19 protein-coding genes are annotated in these 23,043 nt (G+C 53.5%); 5 read left to right on the top strand and 14 right to left on the bottom strand.

Annotated features, from left to right (window positions below; translation table 11 throughout):
* Positions 1-445: 445 nt before the first annotated feature.
* Positions 446-1,510, top strand: coding sequence for a CE1 family esterase (locus AC3WUM_RS04610; protein ID WP_492409020.1), 1,065 nt, complete (start codon positions 446-448; stop codon positions 1,508-1,510).
* A 432-nt stretch (positions 1,511-1,942) separates the two neighbouring features.
* On the opposite strand, the gene AC3WUM_RS04605 is transcribed toward AC3WUM_RS04610, so the two are convergent.
* Entirely contained in the window at positions 1,943-2,461 is a 519-nt protein-coding gene (locus AC3WUM_RS04605; protein WP_492409019.1) for a hypothetical protein, read from the bottom strand.
* A gap of 534 nt (positions 2,462-2,995) precedes the next feature.
* Between AC3WUM_RS04605 and AC3WUM_RS04600 the strand changes: the two genes are divergently transcribed.
* A complete protein-coding gene (locus AC3WUM_RS04600; RefSeq protein WP_492409018.1) occupies positions 2,996-4,162 on the top strand; it encodes a nucleotide sugar dehydrogenase in 1,167 nt (388 codons plus the stop codon).
* 178 nt (positions 4,163-4,340) lie between these two features.
* Here the strand turns inward: AC3WUM_RS04600 and AC3WUM_RS04595 are convergent, their stop codons facing one another.
* From AC3WUM_RS04595 to fcl, 3 genes are all read right to left on the bottom strand, one after another.
* The gene (locus tag AC3WUM_RS04595; RefSeq protein WP_492409017.1) at positions 4,341-5,768 is read right to left on the bottom strand and encodes a mannose-1-phosphate guanylyltransferase/mannose-6-phosphate isomerase; all 1,428 of its coding nucleotides are present in this window, start codon (positions 5,766-5,768) and stop codon (positions 4,341-4,343) included.
* A gap of 88 nt (positions 5,769-5,856) precedes the next feature.
* Entirely contained in the window at positions 5,857-6,759 is a 903-nt protein-coding gene (locus tag AC3WUM_RS04590) for a glycosyltransferase family 2 protein (RefSeq protein WP_492409016.1), read from the bottom strand.
* Positions 6,760-6,811: 52 nt separating this feature from the next.
* Complete coding sequence (fcl, locus tag AC3WUM_RS04585) at positions 6,812-7,753, bottom strand: GDP-L-fucose synthase (RefSeq protein WP_492409015.1); 942 nt, start codon at positions 7,751-7,753, stop codon at positions 6,812-6,814.
* Positions 7,754-7,800: 47 nt separating this feature from the next.
* On the opposite strand from fcl, the gene AC3WUM_RS04580 reads away from it, so the two are divergent.
* A complete protein-coding gene (locus AC3WUM_RS04580; protein WP_492409014.1) occupies positions 7,801-8,250 on the top strand; it encodes a GDP-mannose mannosyl hydrolase in 450 nt (149 codons plus the stop codon).
* Positions 8,251-8,366: 116 nt separating this feature from the next.
* Here the strand turns inward: AC3WUM_RS04580 and gmd are convergent, their stop codons facing one another.
* Positions 8,367-9,479: a GDP-mannose 4,6-dehydratase gene (gene gmd, locus AC3WUM_RS04575; protein WP_492409551.1), complete on the bottom strand. Its 1,113-nt coding sequence runs from the start codon at positions 9,477-9,479 to the stop codon at positions 8,367-8,369.
* 395 nt (positions 9,480-9,874) lie between these two features.
* Between gmd and AC3WUM_RS04570 the strand changes: the two genes are divergently transcribed.
* Both AC3WUM_RS04570 and AC3WUM_RS04565 read left to right on the top strand, forming a co-directional pair.
* Positions 9,875-11,332, top strand: coding sequence for a DUF1800 domain-containing protein (locus tag AC3WUM_RS04570; RefSeq protein WP_492409013.1), 1,458 nt, complete (start codon positions 9,875-9,877; stop codon positions 11,330-11,332).
* A gap of 9 nt (positions 11,333-11,341) precedes the next feature.
* Complete coding sequence (locus tag AC3WUM_RS04565) at positions 11,342-12,499, top strand: DUF1501 domain-containing protein (RefSeq protein ID WP_492409012.1); 1,158 nt, start codon at positions 11,342-11,344, stop codon at positions 12,497-12,499.
* A gap of 135 nt (positions 12,500-12,634) precedes the next feature.
* Here AC3WUM_RS04565 and AC3WUM_RS04560 read toward each other — a convergent pair whose 3' ends face one another.
* From AC3WUM_RS04560 to AC3WUM_RS04520, 9 genes are all read right to left on the bottom strand, one after another.
* Positions 12,635-13,588, bottom strand: coding sequence for a nitroreductase family protein (locus AC3WUM_RS04560; protein WP_492409011.1), 954 nt, complete (start codon positions 13,586-13,588; stop codon positions 12,635-12,637).
* Positions 13,589-13,598: 10 nt separating this feature from the next.
* Positions 13,599-13,886, bottom strand: a complete 288-nt coding sequence (locus tag AC3WUM_RS04555; protein ID WP_492409550.1) for an LbetaH domain-containing protein — start codon at positions 13,884-13,886, stop codon at positions 13,599-13,601.
* A 263-nt stretch (positions 13,887-14,149) separates the two neighbouring features.
* Positions 14,150-15,295, bottom strand: a complete 1,146-nt coding sequence (locus AC3WUM_RS04550) for a polysaccharide pyruvyl transferase family protein (protein ID WP_492409010.1) — start codon at positions 15,293-15,295, stop codon at positions 14,150-14,152.
* Positions 15,277-15,885: an acyltransferase gene (locus tag AC3WUM_RS04545; protein ID WP_492409009.1), complete on the bottom strand. Its 609-nt coding sequence runs from the start codon at positions 15,883-15,885 to the stop codon at positions 15,277-15,279. Before AC3WUM_RS04545 ends, AC3WUM_RS04550 begins: the two co-directional genes overlap by 19 nt.
* Positions 15,885-17,018, bottom strand: a complete 1,134-nt coding sequence (locus tag AC3WUM_RS04540; RefSeq protein WP_492409008.1) for a glycosyltransferase — start codon at positions 17,016-17,018, stop codon at positions 15,885-15,887. Before AC3WUM_RS04540 ends, AC3WUM_RS04545 begins: the two co-directional genes overlap by 1 nt.
* A 24-nt stretch (positions 17,019-17,042) precedes the next feature.
* Complete coding sequence (locus AC3WUM_RS04535) at positions 17,043-18,362, bottom strand: hypothetical protein (RefSeq protein ID WP_492409007.1); 1,320 nt, start codon at positions 18,360-18,362, stop codon at positions 17,043-17,045.
* A 131-nt stretch (positions 18,363-18,493) separates the two neighbouring features.
* Positions 18,494-19,558, bottom strand: coding sequence for a hypothetical protein (locus tag AC3WUM_RS04530; protein ID WP_492409006.1), 1,065 nt, complete (start codon positions 19,556-19,558; stop codon positions 18,494-18,496).
* Positions 19,551-20,756, bottom strand: coding sequence for a lipopolysaccharide biosynthesis protein (locus tag AC3WUM_RS04525; protein ID WP_492409549.1), 1,206 nt, complete (start codon positions 20,754-20,756; stop codon positions 19,551-19,553). Before AC3WUM_RS04525 ends, AC3WUM_RS04530 begins: the two co-directional genes overlap by 8 nt.
* 9 nt (positions 20,757-20,765) lie before the next feature.
* Complete coding sequence (locus AC3WUM_RS04520; RefSeq protein ID WP_492409005.1) at positions 20,766-23,036, bottom strand: polysaccharide biosynthesis tyrosine autokinase; 2,271 nt, start codon at positions 23,034-23,036, stop codon at positions 20,766-20,768.
* Between the last annotated feature and the right edge of the window lie 7 nt (positions 23,037-23,043).

Genomic DNA, 23,043 nt, shown 5'->3' with positions numbered 1-23,043 from the left:
ATCGCTTTCCGGGCTACCCCTCTCTCCCCCGCTGCGCGGGGACTCTCTCCCGCAAGCGGGAGAGAGGAACAGCAGGCACGGCTGGAAGAGCAAGCTCGCTGTGCTTGTCCCCTCTCCCGCCTGCGGGAGAGGGTGGTCCGAAGGACCGGGAGAGGGGATGGTTGGAGAGTGCGCGCGCTTTCCGGGCCGCCCCTCTCTCCCCCGCTGCGCGGGGACTCTCTCCCGCAAGCGGGAGAGAGGAACAGCAGGCACAGCAGAAACAGCAAGCTCGCTGTATTTGTCCCCTCTCCCGCTTGCGGGAGAGGGTGTCCGAAGGACCGGGGAGAGGTGGTCCGAGAGCAGCGCTCCAAGCCCAGCAGCGCTATTCAGCCCCAATTAATCCCATAGGTAAAAAGTCCCACTACGCGACCAATTCAGACCACTATCGCGTAAGGGGAGATAAACAATGAAAGGGAAGCACTATGTAAGCGCGTTCTGCCTTTGCGGCAGTCTTTTTCTTGCGGCCAGTACCGCCTATGCCAGCAATGCTTTGACGGAACTCTACGGGGCCACCGTCAACGGAGTCTCAAACCTGGTGGGGACGGTGACCGATCCGTTGGCTGATGTCCTGGTCGGAGCTACCCAGATCGCGCCGCGCTGGCTGCAGCGGACGGTGATCCGAATACAGGGTCGCACCCTGGAATTGACGCCGGGAACCGCAGCCTTTGATCTCACGCTGGTCCACAACGGCGTTTCGCGCAGCGTCATCGTGGTTCGCCCCGAGCCGGCGACGAATCGCGCTCCTGTCGTGGTCATGCTTCATGGCAATGGCGGTACGGCGCAGAACCAGGCAAACCTTGCGGAGATTGCTCCCTTGGTCGCCAGCACCGGCACGTGGGTCTTTTTGCCGTCGGCCGTCAATGGAGTCTGGGACGACGATCCTGCCAACTCGGATCCGTCCAAGGACGACGTCGGTTTCATTTCCCGCGTCATCGACATCGCGGTCGCCGGCTACCAGCTCGATGCCGATCGTGTCTACGCCGCAGGGCTTTCCAATGGGGGCTTCATGAGCCAAAGGCTGGCCTGCGAGCTCTCCGACCGCATCGCCGCCGTGGGCGTCGTTTCGGCGGCGTTGCGTACGGGCGTGCAATCGAACTGCGCCGACGGTGAGCCGCGGCCCATTACCCTGATCGTCGGCACCACGGACCCGATCGTGCCTTATGGCGGCATCGGCAACATCCGCTCTGCAGACGCCACGCTCGCCTTCTGGGCCGCGCGCAACGGCTGTGTGAGTTCCGCCGCCATCGTGACCGACCTGCCCAACACCACCAACGATGGAACCACCGTGCGCCAGACCGTGCATCAGGCCTGTGGATCCGGCAAGGAGGTGGTCCGCTACACCGTCAACGGCGGCGGCCATGCATGGCCGGGCGGATGGCAATACCTGCCGATTCCCATCATTGGAACCACCAGCACCGACATCGACGCCAGCGCCATCCTGTTCGAATTCTTCTCGCGCTACACCCGCTGAGCGCGTTCGATGAGGGAGGGCAGTGCTTCAAAGCATTGATCGCCGATGCTTGAAGCCTGTCTGGCGAGGCGGCTCGGCTGTTGAACAAGCCAATTCGACTGTCGAACACAGAAACACGGGTGTTTTTTATCCGCCGCGCCGGTCCAAACACGGTAACGGCCCTCAAAAAGACCCGCCGATGGGTGTTTGCCACTCCAAGCCGGGTGTTGATGACGCGCGCTGCTCCAAAATAAGCCCGTAGACGAGTGATTTTGAGGCAGGCGCGTCTCGCCGTTAAACGTGCCTGCCTCATTTTGAGTGGAAGGCGGATTCGGGACCTCCGCCTTCCACGTCCTGAGAGTGCTTTAAGTCTTCGGCACACTCGTCGCCACCGCCGCACCTCGGTCGCCGCCAACGGATTCAGCTTTAGGAGTCTTCCGGAACAGGCGGCTTCTATACCGTCTTGCGGGCCGCCTCTTCTGCTGCCGCCTCCGCCGCCTTGCGTTCACGCTGAGCCTTGGTCGGCGCGCCTGGATAATGCTTCTGCATGTCCTCGTAAATGGCCTTAGCACCCGGAATTCCGCGGCTGGCGGCCTCCTTGACGGTGTTGTAGTAGGCGAGGTTGCCCTTGTGGATTTCGCTGTTGAGCTTCAGGTAGGTGTCGTCCAGCGTGTACGTCAGCGCCGATACCGCGGTGAAGATCATCGACATCGGCCCACGCAGCTCGCGGTCCTTGGTCACCTCGGAAAGCGGCAGAAAGCCCGGCATGAACTCCGGGTTGCTGTTCATGTAGACCTTGGCCTTGTCTTCGAAGCCGATCAGCTTGTCCGCCATCGTGGCGAGCCTGCGGCGCTCGTCGGCGGTGAGGGTGATCAAGAACGGCATCAGCTCGCGAATGGCCGCCACATGCCCGAGGATGGCCTGCACCGACTCCGCACTCAGAACGGCCGAAATCTGGTTGTCTATCGACATAACGTTGCTCCGGAATTGAGCAGGAAGACCCTGCAATCCGACGTTATGGCGAAGGGATTTTTCGATCCGAGAACTGCGTCATGAATTTGAACATTTCCTACAGATGGTCGAGCAGGAAAATAAGCGGTAAGTCCGGCAAAGGTCATGGATGCGGCAGTCCATGTACGCGCCACTACGTCGCCACGCCTCAAGCGCGAGATTAACAAAGCCCCTTCCAGGGGCTTGCATTCGGAATAGAACGTCCGGCCGATTCTGAACAAAGCATCAGCTCCACGCTATCTCGTAAACTTCACACTGCCCAACCACAATTTGGCTTGATCACTGCTAGAGGTGCTTGAGGTAGGTTCCAGACGACCATGTCGCTCCAGGACCGACTGTTGGGTTCAGGCAAGACCATGTAGTTGCAAGCGCGGGGGCGCTCGCAGCTACCCCGCATGTCTTGGATGCCGCTCAGCAAGAATTGGATTTAACACGCTCATCCGCCGATAGGCGGCCGCTTTTCTATTTCGAAGCACATTTGCAAAAAATAAACGTATGAAAATAGCGATTGCTGGCACCGGCTACGTTGGCCTTTCCAACGCAATTCTGCTGGCGCAACACAACGAAGTCGTGGCACTGGATATCGACGCCCACAAGGTGGAGCTGATCAATAAGCGCAAGTCGCCGATCGAAGATAAAGAGATCGAAGCCTATCTGGCCGAGAAAACCCTGAACCTTCGCGCCACCTTGGACAAGCGCGAGGCTTATGAAGGTGCCGACTTCGTCATCATCGCCACACCCACCGACTACGACACCAAAACCAACTACTTCAATACCGGCTCCGTGGAAGCGGTGATCCGCGATGTAACGCAGATCAACCCGAGCGCGGTCATGGTGATCAAATCCACCATTCCGGTCGGCTTTACGCTGAAAGCGCGTGAAGATTTTCAAACGAAAAACCTGATCTTCTCGCCGGAATTCCTGCGGGAAGGCCGCGCGCTTTATGACAACCTGTACCCGAGCCGCATCATCGTGGGCGAGCGCTCAGAGAGGGCCAAGGTCTTCGCACAGTTGCTCGAGCAGGGAGCCATCAAGCAGGGCGCTCCGGTACTGTTCACGGAGCCCACCGAAGCGGAAGCCATCAAGCTGTTCGCCAACACCTACTTGGCGATGCGCGTGGCCTTCTTCAACGAGTTGGACACCTATGCGGCCAGCCACGGGCTCGACACCCGCCAGATCATCGAGGGCGTAGCCCTGGACCCCCGCGTCGGCAACCACTACAACAACCCGAGCTTTGGCTACGGTGGCTACTGCCTGCCCAAAGATACCCAGCAGCTGCTGGCCAACTACAGCAGCGTGCCGCAGAACCTGATCCGCGCCATCGTCGATTCCAACACCACCCGCAAGGATTTCATCGCGGATGAGATCCTTCGCAAGAACCCGAAGGTGGTCGGAATTTACCGGCTCATCATGAAAGCCGGCAGCGACAACTTCAGGGCGTCCAGCGTGCAGGGCATCATGAAGCGCATCAAGGCCAAGGGCATCGAGGTCATCGTGTATGAGCCGGTGCTACACGAGCCTGAGTTCTTCCATTCGCCCGTGATCAACGACTTGGCCGCCTTCAAGCAAAAGGCAGACGTCATCGTCGCCAACCGCATCACGGACGACATCCGGGATGTAGTGAACAAAGTCTACAGCCGAGACCTATTCGGCGCCGATTAACGCGATCAAGCAACCGCTTGGTCCGGAGGACCGGGTGAGGGAGCAAAGCCAGCTACCGCAACAACCCACCCGCGACCGCGCCACGCCGTGCCTCTCTCCCGCTTGCGGGAGAGAGTCCCGCGAAGCGGGGAGGCAGGGGCTTCTAATCTTTAAAGCCTTCAGCGAACCCCAACCAGCCTCAAACCTTCGCCGCCGGCGTCCTTCCATAAACATCCTCAAACCGCACGATGTCGTCCTCCCCCAGATAAGCCCCCGACTGCACCTCGATGAGCTCGAGCGGTACCTTGCCAGGGTTCTCGAGCCGGTGCGTGTGGCCGAGCGGGATGTAGGTGGACTGGTCTTCGGTCAGCAGGAAGTTCTTCTCGCCGCAGTACACGCGCGCCGTGCCCGAGACCACGATCCAGTGCTCGGCCCGGTGGTGGTGCATCTGCAGGCTCAGCTTCTGGCCCGGCTTGACGACGATGCGCTTGACCTGGAATCGATCCCCCAGCGCCACCGTCTCGTAGCTGCCCCAGGGCCGGTAGACGCGCGGGCTCGTCTCGGCCTCGGTGCGCTTGGCCTTCTTGAGCCGCTGCACGATCTTCTTGACCTCCTGCACGCGCTCGCGCGGGGCCACCAGCACGGCGTCCTCGGTCTCGACGACCACCGTGTCCTTCATGCCGACCAGGCTCACCAGGCGCGTGCTCGCATGCACGAGGTTGTCCTGGGAATCTTCGACGATCACGTCGCCGCGCACGCGGTTGCCGGATGCGTCGGTGGCCGGCAGCTTGCCGAGGAAGGTCCAGGAGCCGACGTCGTCCCAGCCCGCATCGAGCGGCACCAGGGCGATGTTGGCGGTCTTCTCCATCACCGCGTAGTCGATCGACTCGTTGCGGCACTTCTTGAACGCGGTCGGCTCCAGGCGCACGAAATCGATGTCCTTCACCGCGTTGTTCCAGCTCTGCAGGCTGGCCGCGTACATCTCGGGTTCCAGGCGCTTGAGCTCGTCGAGGAAGACATCGGCGCGGAACAGGAACATGCCGCCGTTCCAGTAGTAGCCGCCTTCGTCGAGGAAGGCCTGGGCCTTTTCGAGCACCGGCTTCTCGACGAACGCGGCGACCTCGAAGGCACCATGCTCGGCGGCCGGGCCGGCCTTGATGTAGCCGAAGCCGGTTTCCGGATGCGTGGGCTGGATGCCGAAGGTGACGATCTTGCCGGTCGCGGCGACCTTGGCGGCGGCTTCGACGGCTGCGACGAAGGCCGGGGTGTTCTCGACCGCCTGGTCGGCGGCGAGCAAAAAGACCAGCGCCTGCGGGCCGAAATGCGTGCTCGCGTAGTGCGCGGCGACCGCGGCGGCCGGGGCGGTATTGCGGCCCTCGGGCTCGAGCATGACGGTGGCCTGCTCGAAGCCGATCTCGCGCATCTGCTCGGCGATGACGAAGCGGTGCGCATCGCCGCCGATGACCAGCGGCGGGGCGGAATCCTCGAGCCGGGAGACGCGCAGGGCGGTGTTCTGGAGCAGGCTGCGCTCGTTGAGGAGCTTCAGAAACTGCTTGGGGTACTGCTCGCGCGACAGCGGCCACAGGCGGGTGCCGGAACCGCCGGCCATCAGGACAGGGACGATCATGAGATAACCTGCAAGTTGAACATTGCTTGTTTAAAGGCCCCACGGCCAACGAAAAATCATATTGCTAGAAGACTGCCAGAGAGGCCGCTTACACTTCTTTAGTCAGGATGCCTTGCTCGACAAGCAGCTCGTGAGCAGACAAGCCGCGCTTGGCCGCTTTCAGATTGAGTTCGTGCAGCTTGGCTTCGACAAGTGTGCGATACCAATAAGCCTGGAGGAAGTGGAAGAAGAATCCTTCCTTGCCATCCAGAAAGCCGGCGCCCAAAAAGTAGCGATAAACAAAGTAAAACGTTGCTCGCAGTGTTGCCGGTAGTCGCGAATAAATCTGCTCCTTCAAAAAGCGCTTGCCTGCAGCCTGAGCTGACATGGCTGGTCGAGTGCCGGATTGTTGTCGGCGGCACTCAAGAATTTTGACCATCTCGTAGACTTCAAGCGTCGCATAGTGATTGTGCTTGTTAACCCACCATGTGAGATCGTTGAGATTTGCGTCTACGAGATCGCCATCCAAGGTTTGTCCTTTCAGGCGCTCAACAACGATGTGCTCATCCATCCAGCGCTGTTCCATCTTTCCTTGCCCAGTCCGCCATAAGCGAAGGATCATTGAAGGATAGAAAAAACCGTACTTGATCGGCCTTCCAAGAAATACGATCTGCCGCCTAAAGATGCCGGCATTGCGATCGGCCGGAGCTGATTTGACGAATTGGCGAATGGACTCTTTTAGCTTGGACTCAAGGTATTCATCCGCGTCGATGCGCATTGTCCAAGGTGTCTGGATATCGCAGTGATCCAGACCCCATTGGAACTGCGTTGCGTGGTTCTTCCAGGGATTCTGGAAAACATCCGCACCACGTGACCGAGCAATCTCGACAGTACGATCGGTAGAGAAGCTGTCCACTACGCAAACGCGTGAAACAACCCCCTGCAAGCTGTCGAGACAGCGCTCCAGGTGTTGCGCTTCGTTGAAGGTCAGGATGACAGCAGTGATAGACATGAAGATGCTGAGATATAGCGGGTTAATTAGCGGACGATTGCCATGGCACGCCTTACAGTCGCAGTTGGTCGCCTTGGTCGAGGAACCACTGGTAGGTTTCGGCGACTCCATTCTTTAAGCTGATTTGAGCTTTCCAACCCAAGCCTGATAGCCGCGACACATCCATCAGCTTGCGTGGCGTGCCGTCGGGCTTGGTGAGGTCTTGCACGATCTTGCCTTCGAAGCCGACGACTTCCTTGATGAGATCGGCGAGTTCGCGAATGGTCACATCATCGCCGACGCCGACATTGACGAAGTCTTCACCCGAATAACTCTCCATCAAATATACGCAGGCATCGCCCAGATCATCCACGTGTAGGAACTCACGCTTGGGCGTACCCGTTCCCCACATCACCACTTCGGAATCACCGCGCTGCTTGGCTTCATGAAACTTGCGGATCAGCGCCGGCATCACGTGTGAGTTTTCGAGGTGGAAGTTGTCGCCCGGCCCGTACAGGTTGGTCGGCATCAGTGAAATGGCATCGAAACCATATTGCTTGCGATACGCCTGGCACATCTTGATGCCGGAAATCTTGGCAATCGCATACCACTCGTTGGTCGATTCCAAAGGCCCGGTCAGCAAGCAGGATTCCGGCATTGGCTGTGGAGCAAGCTTGGGATAGATGCAGGAACTGCCCAAGAAGGCGAGCTTCTTGGTGCCGTTCTTCCAGGCCGAGTGAATCACGTTGGTCTGAATGGCGAGGTTGTCGCGAATGAATTCGGCGGGGTAGATGTTGTTGGCGTGAATACCCCCCACTTTCGCCGCTGCTAGAAACACGTAGTCCGGCTTCTCGGAGGCGAAGAAGGCTTCTACGTCCGACTGGCTGGTAAGGTCCAGCTCCTTGTGCGTCTTGAGCAGCAAATTGCTGTAACCCTTCCGCTGTAAAGCTCGCACAATCGCACCACCAGCCAGACCGCGATGTCCCGCTACATAAATCTTGGCTGCAACGTCCATCTCAACGTCTCCAAAATTCCGAGTTGATCAACAAGAGTGACCAACGAATGCTAAGCAAAAAAGACTGGCTCGAAGTGGTGCAGCGTGCGCCACTGGTTTCCATCGATCTCATCGTGCGCGATGAGCAGGGCAGGGTGCTGCTTGGGCTGCGCACCAACGAACCCGCACGTGATACTTGGTTCGTTCCGGGCGGTGTGATTCGAAAAAACGAAACACTGGATCAAGCCTTCGCGCGACTTGCAGAAGTGGAACTAAACCTGCAGCTAAAGCGATCTGATGCGCAGTTCATCGGTGTCTACGAACATCACTATGAAACCAACTTCGCCTTGGAACCCGGCATCCGCACGCACTACGTTGTACTAGGCCACCAGATCACACTGCCCGAACTTCCTGGCACAGGTCCCTTGGACCAGCACCGGGACTACAAAGCCTTCACCGTCGAAGAAGTGCTTGCAAACCCTCAAGTCCACGAAAACACCAAAGCTTACTTCCGCTAAACAAGTGCAAGATCAACGCTGCATGCTTGTCCTCTCTCCCGCGTGCGGGAGAGAGTCCCTGCGAAGCAGGAGAGCGAGGGGCTTCTAAGCCGTTAAGCCGGAAGCCCCTCAGCCCCTCACTCGTGATAATCAAACGCCTGATACCCAGCGCCCTTCACCAGCGCATCACGCTTGGCGCTCTTCAAATCCTCACGAACCATCTCGCTCACGAGTTCAGCAAACGAAATCTTCGGCACCCAGCCCAGTTTCTGCTTCGCCTTGGTCGGATCGCCGAGCAGCGTTTCCACTTCCGCCGGGCGGAAGTAACGTGGATCAACCGCCACAATCTTCTGCCCCGGCTTAACCACCGCGTCCGGTCCAGAAACGGCCGTCACGATGCCCACTTCATCCACGCCTGTGCCCTTCCATTCAAGCGTGATGCCGAGTTCGGCAGCCGCGCGATCCACGAACTGGCGTACCGAATACTGCACACCGGTAGCGATGACGAAGTCTTCCGGTTGCTCCTGCTGCAGCATCATCCACTGCATCTCGACGTAGTCCTTGGCGTGGCCCCAATCGCGCAGCGAGTCGAGGTTGCCGAGGTAGAGGCAGTCTTGCAGGCCCAGCGCGATACGTGCGATGGCGCGCGTGATCTTGCGCGTGACGAAAGTCTCACCACGCAGCGGCGATTCGTGATTAAACAGGATGCCGTTGCAGGCATACATGCCATATGACTCACGGTAGTTCACCGTGATCCAGTACGCGTACATCTTGGCGACTGCGTAAGGTGAGCGCGGGTAGAAGGGGGTGGTCTCCTTCTGCGGAATCTCTTGCACCAAGCCGTACAGCTCGGAGGTAGAGGCTTGGTAGAAGCGACAAGTCTTTTCGAGACCAGCGATGCGAATGGCTTCGAGCAAGCGCAGCGCACCAATGGCGTCCGCGTCCGCCGTGTACTCTGGCGAGTCGAACGACACAGCCACATGTGACTGGGCGCCCAGGTTGTAGATTTCATCCGGGCGGACCTGCTGCACGATGCGAATCAGGTTGGCCGAGTCAGTGAGATCACCGTAGTGAAGGATGAAGTTGCGATGCTCGACATGCGGATCCTGATACAGATGGTCGATGCGATCGGTGTTGAACAACGAGGCGCGGCGTTTGATGCCATGAACCTCGTAGCCTTTCTTGAGCAGCAATTCGGCGAGATACGCGCCGTCCTGGCCGGTTACGCCGGTCAGCAATGCTTTCTTCACAAGTAAAATCCCCGCGATGATTGTTAATGTTGAAGCAACGGCGTCACTCCCGTTGCTAGAGGCCACGAAGAGGGACTCCTTTCTGGGTGCCCCCAAGCTTTTCTATGCAAAAGCTGGGCACAGCATAGCTAAAGATAGCTACGTCCGTATGAATTCTGTGCCCGTTGGGACGTATCAGTCCTTACGAACGATCAGCGAGCCCGAGGGGCGATTCTGCCTAATTCTGGCCGCCCCCATTAACTACGGCGCCATTAAACTAAGTCGGGAACTCATCATGCTAGTGTGGGGTCGATTTGAAGACATTCTGCACCAGAGGAAGGCGCCTCGAATAATGTTTTTGCCACAACCTCTATTGAGTCAAACAAGCTAGGCTTAAGGCGTAGCGAGGAAGCGATATGCAAGAAGCGGGCTTTATGCTGTCTATAGCATCTGCTATGTCCTTACCATCTTCTAACGCTGCGCAAGCAAGCGATTTTCCTCAAGATGAAGGGCGCCGTGATGCATGGAGATTTCTTCGTCGGTCCGGATTTGATTCTGGATTTATTGGCGAAGCTAATTTTGAACGTAGCACACTTCCAAGGCTAATTGACACTGTTGTCGATGCTGCGTCGCGGCGCAAGGCGGCACAGACTGAACCCCCCGCTTGGGCTAGTGAACCTATTGCTCTAAGTGGTTCGATGACTGTCGACGAGCGTCGAAAGCTAGTGGAGCGCCTACGCCCACGTGTTCGCGAGCTTCAAGTCTGGTGGATGCAGGAGATGCTCACCACGCCAACACCACTGACAGAACGAATGACCTTATTTTGGTCAAATCGATTCACGTCTTCTTATCAAGTGGTGCCGTGGATGCAGTTAATGTACAAGCAGAACGTGATGCTTCGACGTAACGCTTTAGGTAATTATAGAACCCTACTGCACGAGATGGTTCGCGACCCTGCAATGGTTGCATACCTGAACGGCCAGCAAAATCGGAAACAAGCCCCGAACGAAAATTTCGCGCGCGAACTGCTGGAATTGTTCACATTGGGCGAAGGCCATTACACAGAGGCCGACATCAAGCAGGCTGCACGGGCATTCACGGGCTGGAAGGTCATATCTCCGGGGGTCGCGGAAGTCGATTCACGCCAGTTCGATGAGGGCCGTAAGAGCTTTTTCGGCAAAAGCGGCCATTTCGATGGGCACGATATTATCGACATCATCCTAGAGCAGCCGCGAGCGGCCGAGTTTGTCGTCGAAAACCTCTGGCGCGAATTTGTGTCACCGGCGCCGGATACTCGCGTAGTAGCTAGGCTCGCTAATGATTTTCGCCGCGACTGGGAGGTCGCGCCGCTGCTCAAGGCCCTATTCAAGCAGCCGATTTTTATCGAGCAGGCGCGCTCCGGCTCGCTCGTAAAATCACCGGTCGAGCTTGTCGTCGGCCTCTCTCGTGAACTGCGGCTGCCGATTCCGCCAAATCAGCTCGTATATTCAGTCGATCGCATGGGGCAACGATTGTTCGCTCCTCCGAACGTGAAAGGCTGGCCGAGCGGCGAAGACTGGATTACTACAAACTGGCTGCTCGAGCGGCGCAATTTCGTGCTGATGATCACGGGTGATGTACCGACCCCCGGCAAGACGGAGGCTGCGGCAGTGGGCGGCGAAATGATGGCGATGGCCGAACCGCCCGAGCGTCACAAGCGACCGCAGATGCTCAAACTGCAGCGGCAGTTTGGAGCGATCGCCGAAGAGCTGTTGCCGCGAGGACCTGAACTACAACTGCTCGCGCTCGCGCCGGTGCAGCCGCCCATTGAAGGCGCCAAACCGCCGGATCGCCTGCAGGCGTGGTTGCTCGATCCAGTCTATCAACTCAAATAGGAGCGGGGCATGAATCGTCGCGACTGTCTAAAGGGTGCCATGCTCGCCCCCCTGATTGGCCTTCCTTCGCTGAGCAGTTCTGCTGCGGGGACAGCAAGCTCAGCTATTCGGCGTCTGCTGCTGATCGAACTAAACGGCGGCAATGACGGCCTTAACACTGTTATTCCATACACGGATCCGCTTTACCCCCAGCTGCGCCCACAGATTGCGATTGCGCGTCATTCCGTGCTCCAGCTTGACGAGCGTAGCGGCCTTCATCCAGCGCTCGAAAAGCTTATGCCGATTTTCAAAGACGGTGAACTCGCGATCGTGCAGGGCATTGGTTACCAACCGGCCAATCGCTCACATTTCCGTTCTATCGAAATCTGGGACACTGCAACCGAGCCAAACGTACTCGGCGACGACGGCTGGCTATCGCGGCTCAACGTTAGGCGGGAGTTCGGCCGCTCGTTTGCTGCTGACGCAATTGTAATCGGCCGCAACGCCAAGCCTGTGAGTGGGCAGGGCATGCAGCCTATGATCATCGAAGATTTGGCAAGCTTTACTTCCGAATCGGCCGGTGTGCAGGCGCTGGAAAGCCAGAAAAGTAATGCTGCTCTTCGGCACATTCTGAAGGTACAGCGTGAAATTGAATCAGCTAACCATCGCCTAAGTGCAAACCGACCGCAGCCGGCGGGCGAATTTCCGCCAGGTGCTTTCGGTCGCGATGCTCGTGAAGCCGCGCGTCTTCTAATCGGTGATCCGGCGACGCCGATAATGAAGATCGCACTAACCGGTTTTGATACGCATGCTAACCAGCCGTCGCGCCATCAGAGTCTACTGCGTCAACTCGGCGACACTCTCGCTGCGCTCAAGTACGCGTTCGTCGCTGCAGGCATTTGGAATCAGGTACTGATAGTTACGTACTCTGAATTTGGACGGCGTGCTCAGCAAAATGCAGGAAATGGGACTGATCATGGCAAAGCCGCGCCGCATTTCGTACTCGGCGGGCGCGTTAAAGGCGGTTTGCTTGGTGAGCGACCGAATTTGACCGCACTGGACGAGGGTGATGTTCCGGCAACGACAGATTTCCGCTCACTCTACAACAGTGTGCTCGGTGACTGGTGGAGAATCGGCAGCAGCGACTTGTTCGAGCCGCAGACACACAAGCCGCTTTCGATCCTCTAGATAATTTTAGGCCACACGTGCTTTCTGTTATTCCTGATTTAGCGATATGAATAGCGATAAGCTTAAGAGAATGGCATTACTTTGAAATTTCTAGAAAATCGAAACAAAAGCTCCCTTCCCCTTCAGCTGTAGTAATCAGTGGAGAGTGAAAACTTCGTCCAGCTTTCGGCGGGGTGACATCGCAGCGCGTAGTGGTTCGGCTACAGTTTTGCCAAAGGCGATCATTACTACCAAACGTTCCCCAGTGGGAATGTGCCCCACAGTTTTTATTTTTCGCTCTATTGAATTGGTCACGGCTAAATTCAAGGGGCATGCCGCGACTCCTTGTGTATGGCATGCCAAAAGCAAGCACATAGCGAATAGTGCGCCATCGACATAAGGTTGGTTGCGTTGGCCTGCCCCACCCCATGCCGCGATTTCGGAAGTAACTACAAATAAATTGCCTACATGCTCGGAAAAGCCTCGAGAGCCGCCCTGTAAGGCAAGAAGCTCATCTATAGCTTTCCTATCTTGGTATAAATGAACTTGAGTTGATTGGCGATTACATTGTGATGGTGCACTTTGCGCCATCATAACTACCCTTTGAACATCTTCGAGTGGAAGTCTGCTGCCATCAAACATGCGCAGGCTGGCTCTGGTCTGCAAAAGGACACCAGCACTTTCATGTCCTTTAGCTTCAAAAGCGAAAGGTTTGGTACCACCATTAAAGGTTAAAGAATATTTATCCTGCCACCTCGATAGGAAGGCGGAGATTTCATCGAGAAGGGGATCATGAATAGCTTGATCGCGGTGAAATCTAGCATAAGCATCAAGTGCCCCAAGGGCCATTTGTGCGGGCAGTGGAGAGAATGCGGGATCGTAATTATCTAATGATGACATTACGAATCGAATTTTATCGCGACCAAACAATGTGCGTCGGTTTGGTAGGGAGAGTCCCTTTTCGATGGTGTGGGTTTCTATAATGATCTTATAGAAGATTCGTTTACGGCGGTCCACAAAAGGCGAATAGCCATTATAACGAAGGCAAAGCCCCAAATCTTGCGCATACTCAGTTAGAAATTGAAGAACTTTTCCAATCTTGGAAAGCATGACTATATGCCTAATTACCGGACAAAATCCGTGGTTTGATGGGTTTGCATGGACTGCCAAGACAAATTGACCAAGCTGGCAGATTGCGCGTGACGACGGACCTAGCGCCTACTACAGTTCCCTCGCCGATACTCGTGCCCGGATGCACGAAGCACTCAGCGGCGATCCATACATGATCGTGAATAGTGATCGGGGCAGTAGTGAGAGGGCGCAACAGGTTGCTCGTGTCGTGAGAGCCGGCACACAAAAACGCGCGCTGGCTTACCGCAACCTTCGATCCGATTCGAATCTTATCCATCGTGTAGCAGTCCACGCCTTCACCAAGCACAGAATAACTACCCATTTCCAAATTCCAGGGTGCCCATATCTTGCAACTTGGTGAAATCCGGCAGCCTGGGCCAATTTTTGCTCCAAACATGCGCAGTAGACCTCTGCGCCAACCATGCAGAATCCAGCGCGGCGTTGGACGAAAGGCCATTAACCAGATAATGCCCCAGAGGAAGCGCTTCAACTTATTAGAAGGCGGAAGCGTATCAACATACTTATATTGTTGGAATTCATTCAAGGTGATGTTACCTGTGCTAACTCGCGCTCTAGAAATGAAGTGCCACTTTGGCGCAATATCTCTTGTCGAGTTACCACTTGATTCCAGTTTATCGGTGCGCGAATTAGATCTTTGACTTGAGGTAATTTGTCTTTGCTGACAAAACGATCCATCAACCCAAGCTGCGTTAGCAAGTTACGAGAGCGTGCATTCATAGCCATTCGGCTGCCCGGCAACTCAGCAACTAAAAAGGGTTTCTGAAACAAGATCGAGAACACGGTCCCATGGAAAGAATTAGTAACGACAAAGCTGGCGGCGGCGAGTTGGCTTACCCATTCGGCCGGTCCTGGGTGAACGGTCTCTCCGATCTCTCGCCAGCGACGATGTACGTTATAAGGTGAAAGGACGGAAGCACGCAGTACGCCCGCTGCGGTTTCTGCCACTTCTCGGATGACTTCGGCGGTACGCAATGCGTAGCAAAATATGTGGCCGCTACGACTGTCGGCGGACATGCTCAATAATTCGTCGTAATGGCTATGAAGCAGGGTGGGGTCCGGTACACAGGCCGCGTCACGGCCGGATGCAGCTTTTACAAGATCAACGCCAGTTAACTCTCGAACAGAGATGCTTGATAAAGACGACAAGAGTGGTGCGAGTAACGCCATCTGTTGTGGCTCTAATGCATCCTTTCCGAAACTCGCTGCGTAGGAAATGCAACGCGCACGAGAGCGCATTGCGAAAGTTAGAAAGTAGGCCGGATCAAAACCATGTTGGATAGATGAACTCCATATTTGGTCGCTGCCCGCTACAATCAGATCATAGTGAGACGAGATTGCTTGCAGTTCCTCAGCCGTACGAAGTGGCGCTCCTGATATTCCGAGGCGCTCGGCGCGAAAAGCTTCGAATCGCCTAGCCTGATCTTTGTTTCCCAAGTACTTATGAAGAAGTGCAGAGGACTTTAAGTACAGTGTTTTTGCATTGGCTTTCAGCGCAGCAGCCGTCAATGAAAACTGGATCGCCCCTCCTTCTTCGACGTGTGCTGGATGATAGGGAATGAATTCAACCGCGTGCCCTCGGTCAATGAACCATTTACGCAACGCGTAGGCTTGAAGAAGCGCTCCAAAATTCTCGCTAAAATGAAATGTTAGGATTGCGACGCGCATTGATCTATGCCGAGTTTGTGTATATAGACAGACCAGTCCGCCGCATTGAAACGTTCACGAATGACTTTTGCAGGATTGCCGCCGACTATGGTATTAGGTGGAACATTCTTCGTTACAATCGACCCTGCAGCGACCACAGAACCTAAGCCGATTGTAATCCCCGCCTTCAGCACTACATCGTGGCCAAGCCAAGCATCGGCTCCAATGATGGTGATATTGTGCTTCCAACGAAAATCCAATCGCGTTGGTCGCTCGGGATTATCTATACCATGATCGGCTCCGACGATTCGAACGGACGTAGAAAGCATACTCAAGTCACCTATGCATACTGGGCTGGGCGAATAAAAGCCAGCACCGATGTAGCAGTAATGCCCCAGGCGACTACCTGTCGGCACGCGAACGTGCTTCCCAAACTGCACACCTTCACCGACTTCCGCTATCCCGTCTCGCCATTTATGGCAAAAATTAATAATCTTACGTGCAAACTTTTTAGTGCGACCATCAATTACACGTCGGCACTCTCTGATAACGTCATCGCCAACTCGCATCGGGGAGGCGACCGGCGGAGGCTGACCTCGCTTGGCTGCCATCAGACGACTCCTTCAAAACAAGCATCTAGTGCTTTCTCTATGAGAATGCGCTGATTTGTTGGATTCCATTTTTGGGCAATAACGGAATGACAGCAGCGACGAATTTCAGCGCGATCTCTGCCTGTGTCAAACCAGCGCTGTAGCGTATCAGCCAAGTCATTACTGTCGCCATAAGAAAAAAAGTCACCCGATATGCCTGGAGTTATGGCCTCGACCTCCGGCATTTGGCGATCCATGTCGCCATGTGTAAAGGCTGGTGTTCCATAGGTAAGGCTATGGATGGCGGTTAGCCCTATTTTTCCAGGAGAGACGGTAGCGTCTGCATCATATATGAGGCGACCTAATGTTATTTCGTCATAACAGGCCCCGTAGAAGTAGACATCCACCTCAAGTTTAGATGCTAGCCGCTCTAATGAGTTTCGGGCTGGCCCTTCACCGACCAACAAAATATTAACTGGCTTTCCACGTTGTTTCAAAGTTTCAGCTGCAGCGATAAGGATATCGAACCGACACTGATCAGTTAACCTCGCAGTGCATATCAGTAGTGGTCTTTGAGGCTCCGGAAACATTTTTTTTGTGGCAGTTTCGGAGATGCTTCTCTCCATATTCCCAAAAATATCCTCGGCTCTCTCAAAGTCCAGACTATTATAAATTACATGGATTCGCTCTGACGGATAGCCAGAAGTTACTCCGATGCTCTTTGAGCGTTCGCCGTAAACGAGCAGAAAATGTGATAATCGGAAATAGGAATTTCGAAGCAGCATTTTAAAACTTGACTCTTGGCGTAGCCAACCGTGAGCCCAGAACAGCACCTTCTTACCTGTGAGTCGGCCAAAACAAGCGATTAGCCAGGTGGCAAGAATATTAGGATTGCCTAGAATTAAAAAAGCATCGATAGAACGGTCCTTTAAAATCGCAGAGTATCCATTGACACGGAAGCCACGCTTCGTTAGCTGAGTATTCAACGGGTTGACTGAGACAGTGCTGTCGCCTTTGAATGCCTTGATACCAGAAAAATCTTCTACGGAGGCCCAAAAAATATATTCATAGCGATTACTTTTTGAAAGTGAGCGCAATACTGGGGCGCGATAGTGAGGAAATTGATGATAGATGACAGCCACTTTAATTGACATTCGCAAACTCAGATTACAAAGCTCTTAATTTATAAGCTGCCTACGCCTCGGTGAGAGATTGAAAATCCTTACGGCGAACATCATGAGGGGAGCCAGCACAAAACCGCCGGACTGCAATGCAGTATGAAGCTCGCGGGAGGATAAGAAATACATATTCATTCCCACGACAGAGAAATACACGATTCGTTGCCACCTAACATCCAGATGCTTCTCGTATCGGGTCAGCAGACTTACCCATCCGCCAACTAGAAATGAATATATAAATATCCCTGCGTACCCAAAAGACGCATATGCTCCACCAATATATCCTGCCTGGAACGTTGTGTTCGCATCTAAATAGAAGCTTGGAACTAGAATGGTCGGTGCAACAGGTTCTAGTCCTAAAAGCTTTGCCAAGGCAGGAATGTTTGAAAAACCTACAAACTCATGCTTTTCAGGAAATACATCATACCAATAGTATAAGGAGCCGTGATTTCCTGCAAATGGCCTGGAAATCAACCTAAATAATATTCTATCGCTAGTAACAAGCCCGGAATCGATTTCATTTCTGTACTGAAGCCAGTAAAGCAATGCAAGAAGTGCTACACCCGTTCCACCCGCAAATAAAACCTTGTAAATTACAGATCTATTTATGAATTTCCCTGTTCTGTAGCACTTATCCGCAAATGCGACCATCACGGTAATTAGTGTGTAATATAAAAAGGGAAACTTATTCATCTGCATGCAGCATACTATAAATAGAGCTGCCGCAATGGAGAAGGAAACTGTTCTCCATCTTTTAACCCTAATTCCAGAATAAATAAGTGCGCCATAAATTAGCGCACTACTGGTCTGGCGCGTAACCGCTGCAAGTCCTACACCTGCGTCTCCCTCATATATCTCCCGCCTTAACTCTGTATATGTATATACGGAGTTTCCACGGAAAAAATTTAGATAACTCATTGTTCGTGATAAATCAAAGCCCTCATAGGCTACGAAGAGCAAAATATAAGCCAAGGCTACGGCAATAATGCCTAAAACCCCCTTTTCGGATAGATCGTCTCCGTAAAATGGGTATAGGCGAATCGTTCGAGTTTTTGCGATGTCGCCTACAATGAATAGGCCCGCGGCCAATCCAGTGAAAGCTAAGGTTAATCCAACTGCATAGGCTGGATAAACTCTAGATGCAAATTCCCCATCCTCGAGAAAAGGATGTAGAAAAATTGAATGGGGCCCAAACTGTAACGAGAACATAAAAATAAACATGTCCATGACCGACAGCGCACCTTTGGGGCGTGCGTTCATGTAGGCAGCGATGAAAGTTACATATCCTGCTATCGCGACGATGCCAACCAGATAATTCAATGTAATCGCCTCTGGCCTTGCTTAAGCTCTCAGGTCTTAACAAGTGGGTGGATAATAGCTATTCTAGGATTGCGTGAGTTACAATGGGCCGATTTCGTCGCTATAAATTCAGTTCGGCAAACGTTGGGCACTTAAGCCGATTTGATCGAAGAATAAAGATAATCAAAATGCTGCTTTAGTTTTTGGTTTGCTGACTCTAATAGAGAGCGCCGATCTATTTTTGCCCATTCGGATTCGATGGATGCGAAGATTTCCTTTTTAAGCGAAGGAAGAGATTCAACAGCTAATCCCAAGATTTCAGGGAAAACAACTTTTAATGTGGGTAATAGCTTGGTGTTTCCTGCGCTTATTAAAGGCACAGGTATTGCGCCGGCGACTGTGCCCATTATAAGACCGTGTAGCCGATTGCTTAAGATAACTGCGGAAGAGGTATATATGACATCTATTCGGCGTCGCTGATCCTGATGTGAACTATCAGTCCACTCTACAATATCTACCTCATAAAGATCAGACATGCGCTTCATCCAAGTATTATCGCGTTTTACTTGGGTCACAAAAATTGGAATAAGTCCAGCTGCTCTGGAAGCCTTTATCAGCCCTTCGAATGATATTTCAGAGAGATCTTTTTCCTCGCGAACCGAAATTGAGAGGTAGTTCCGATTCTGGTTGAAAGTTGTTCCACCCAGAAAGGCTAGATCAGGCAGTACTTTCGCTAGGCCTTCCACGTGTTGGCTTGACAGCTCGTCTCGCACAGTAGCGCTATTAGCTAGCTTAATAGCAACGATTTCTATTGAACGGGTAAGCCCAGTTCCACGATAGGCGCGACCTACAATGTGAACTACTCCACCACTTACACGTGCTAGCCCCATATTAGCGAGGTTCGTCAGCCCTTTAAACACGGCTTTCAGTTTAGAACTGAATGCCGCGGGACCGGGAGCAATAAAAAAATGTATTTTGTATCCTTTAATAAACCGATAAAAAAGCGCAGCTTGTAACGCCACGGAGCTACTGAACCAACGGCAGTTCTTGTAGTGGACGAAAGCCTCCATATAGGAAGCTGATGCTTCTCCGCGGTAGCCGAATATTTCAATCCCCGTTGATGCAACGCACTCAAACAGCTTTTCCCTAATCTCTATATCCCCAAGATTATCGTCTTGTGCTGATACGCTTAGCACTGCAATGCTTTTTCTAGACATCCTTTTTTGCTCGCTGGTAGACCATTGCAGCTTGTATGAAAGTAGCAGCCATGAAACCTATTGCCGCCCCAGTGGCACCTTGAAGAAAAGACCCAGTTGAGACTAATGCAAGCAATAGCAGAGCCGTGATAATGGAAATTCTCGCCGTTGACTGAGCTAAGCCGTGTGCCTGCAAAATGGCATTAAAGATTGATATGAACGAGGAGCCGGCCAGGCCAGCACACATAATTTGAAGCGGAAGCGTAGCGCCAGTGTACTTAGGACCTAGATACTCGACCGCCCATGGTGCTCCAATTATGAGTACTAGGTAAGGTAATGAAATCGCTACTGCTAGTGCCGAACCCGAGGCCACGTCCTTGTGGCTAGACCCCCCGCGTTTCACCAAATGCGGCAGAAGGGCTGTACCTAGCGTCGCTGGAACCATTCGCAGAGGCGTCATTAAGCGAGCTCCTACGCCGTAATAGGCAGCTTGCGTTGTGCCAGAAAGCGCCGCAACAATCGCAGTATCTACATTGCGGAGCTGGGTTGCTGCCGAATGTATCCAGTAAGGTCGACATCTGAAGAACGCGTGCTTAAGCGGCTGTTTTCGAATTAAAACACTAGGTGGTTTTGGGAGCTTTCCCCACATTGCTCCAAGTATCAAAACTGAACCGAACAGCAATCCGAAAGAATAGGCCCACGGTGGAGTAATGCCAAAGTGGTGGGCTAGAACAAATAGAGCTAGTTGCGCAAACCTTCTGAGAACGACATTACTGGTTCCAATTCGGACGTCTCCTAGGCCTCGAGCAATGGCAGAGCGAACATCGCTGCTGCGATCAGCGACGATCCAGCCAGCCATTGGAAGCAGCGCCAAATATCCATTGCCACTCGTCAGATATAAATAAAGCACTGCAGCACAGCCGACTAGAGCAATGGCCCCAGTGGTCAGCCTACTCAGGAGCTCAGCATAAGCTACTTTTCGGTTAACTCCGTGAGCAGCTGTTTCCCTAACAATATACGTGGTCGCGCCTGCATCACCTATCGCCTGCGACGTCACTGCTATTCCCAGCGCCGAGGCGAGCATGCCGAAATCTGCCACATTGGACCAGTGTGCGAGGAAGTATATTGAAACGGCTTGGATCCCCGCTGCAACAAATCGACCACCAAGTAATGTGGCAAATTGACGAGCTAAACGGCTGTGTCGTATGCGCCCAAACATTTGCATACGCTAAGAACGGGACTTATACGCATAGCTCGAGTAGCCATAAGAATATCCGTAACTGCCGTAGCCATAGCTGCCAATACGAGCCCCAACTTGATTGAATATTGTGCCCCGGACGTCAACCCCGGCCTGCCGAAGACGCTTAACAGTTTCTTCAATCGCACGCATGGGATGCTCGGCCGATTTGAGTACTAGAAGTGTCGTTCCTGCCAAGCGCCCTACGATAGCGGCATCAGTCACGGGCAAAACAGGTGGAGTGTCAATGAGGACAAAATCAAATTGCCCCGAGACCTGTCTGATGAGATTGGTGAAGCGCTCCGACATTAAAATCTCAGAAGGATTCGGAGGGCGAGTTCCGGCAGGAATTAATGAGAGACCTGGGATGTTTGTGGTACGGATGATTTGCTCAGATGAATCAACCGTTCCTGCGACCAGATCACTAATGCCTGGGGTCTGTTCCTGGCCCACGTAGCGATGCAGTCGTCCTCTGCGGAGATCTGCGTCCATAACAAGTACCCGTTTACCGGACATTGCAAGAACCGCACCCAAATTGATGCTTACAAAAGACTTGCCCAATGCAGCGACGGGCCCAGTGAACATAACGACATTGTTCTCCGCCTCTAGCATCGCGAAATGCAATGATGTGCGTAGACCGCGGAGCGCTTCAATTGCTAGATCAGAACTGTCCAGAGCCGCTAATACAGTTTCATGGGTGCGGTCCGGTTGCCTAACTAGGCGCTTCATTAACCCTTGTTGAGAGCGCGAGAAGGGAATTGCTGCGTAGGTGGGCAGGCCCGTGGCGCGCTCAACTTCTTCTGGGCGGTCAACGCCGCGTAGCAGGGTGCGCATCGCAAAGACGACGGCGACACCCAAGAAGAAGCCCATGCCTAACCCTACTGCGACGATAATAGACTTTCGAGGTTTAATTGGAGCTTGTGGAACTATTCCATAATCAATAATTCGTACGTTGCCCACGGTGCCGGCTTTAGTTACCTGTAGTTCCTGTGCGGAATTTAACAGCGCCGTATATAGTTGCGTATTGACCTCAAGATCGCGCATCAGACTCAGAATTTCCTGCTGCGTCTCAGGTAGAGCTTCAGCTTGCTTTTTAATTGAGGCCTGCTCTCTTTCAATATTACGTATTTGCTCGGTAAGCGTGAGTACTATCGGGTGCTGATCAGTGACTCGTTGCAGGGCTGCATCTCTTTCTTGCGCTAAAGTTAGTCTCTGTGTCTCTAGTTCAACCGCTCGATGCAGAACAAGCTGAGTTTCTTGCTGCACATCTACGGTGCCTTTTTTAAGTTGATAAGAGTTCAGTTTGGCCTGAGCTGCATCAACATTAGCCCTCAATTCAGGTAATTGTCCTTTAAGAAATTTTAGTGACTGCTCTGCTTGCACCGATTTGCGCTCGACATTTTGCCTTAGATAGGCATCCTCTACCGCGTTCAGCAAGGCAGCAGCAAATTTAGGATTGGTGTCTGCGACAGTAAGTGCCAACACTCCTGAGTCGCGAGGTTGTTCCATGACAGAGAGTTGCCGAGCCACTTGATCTAGAATGACGGGAGGGGATCGACGTGTAACGTAAAACTGAGTGTGCGGGCGAGCGATTAACCTCTGAACAAAGATCGACAGTGTTCCATCTCGCGTTTCGACCGACTTGCGCGTCCCAGCGATTCCCTCCAGCAACAAGTCTCCTGTGTCACTCAATAATGAGAAACGGTCTTCACCAAGCGCTTCAAGCACCAAGGTGGAGTCCCAATAACTTTGTGGTATATCTAACGCAGTTATGCTCAGCTCTTCACCGCCCCAGGCGTACTTACGAAGCCAATTAGGAAGGTTCGCAGGAACTTTACCGTCTGAATTGTGGCGCGCGATAGCCTTGCCGAAAATTGGCAGATAATTAGGCTCAATATAAATATAAAGCTTTAACGCTTCAACAACAGCGCCTAGAACCATTCGGCTTTTTATAATGGCAATTTCTGCCGAGGCCTCAGCCGGTGCTGAGCCGATTAAAGAGGATAGCTCGCTAACAGATGCGGTGAGGCCATTTTTCTCCTGCTCAATCTGTACTAAGCCATTAGCTTGATAAATGGGGGGGGTCACCAGTGCATAAATAGTGCTAAGTAAGGTCACCCCGAGAGCTATACAAAGAATAACTAATTTGCCACTCCAAACTATATCGATTAGCTCGCGAAAATTCAGGCCCTCATCCGAAGGGGGAGCAGCGCCTGCTTTCATGGCGAGATCAGTAGGCAAGAGATGGTTTTGATCGTTCACTAGCGTT

This window comes from Hydrocarboniphaga sp. FW305-C-57 (assembly GCF_058783045.1).
Note: the sequence above shows the minus strand (reverse complement) of the source record. Positions and strands in the feature narration are given on the sequence as shown.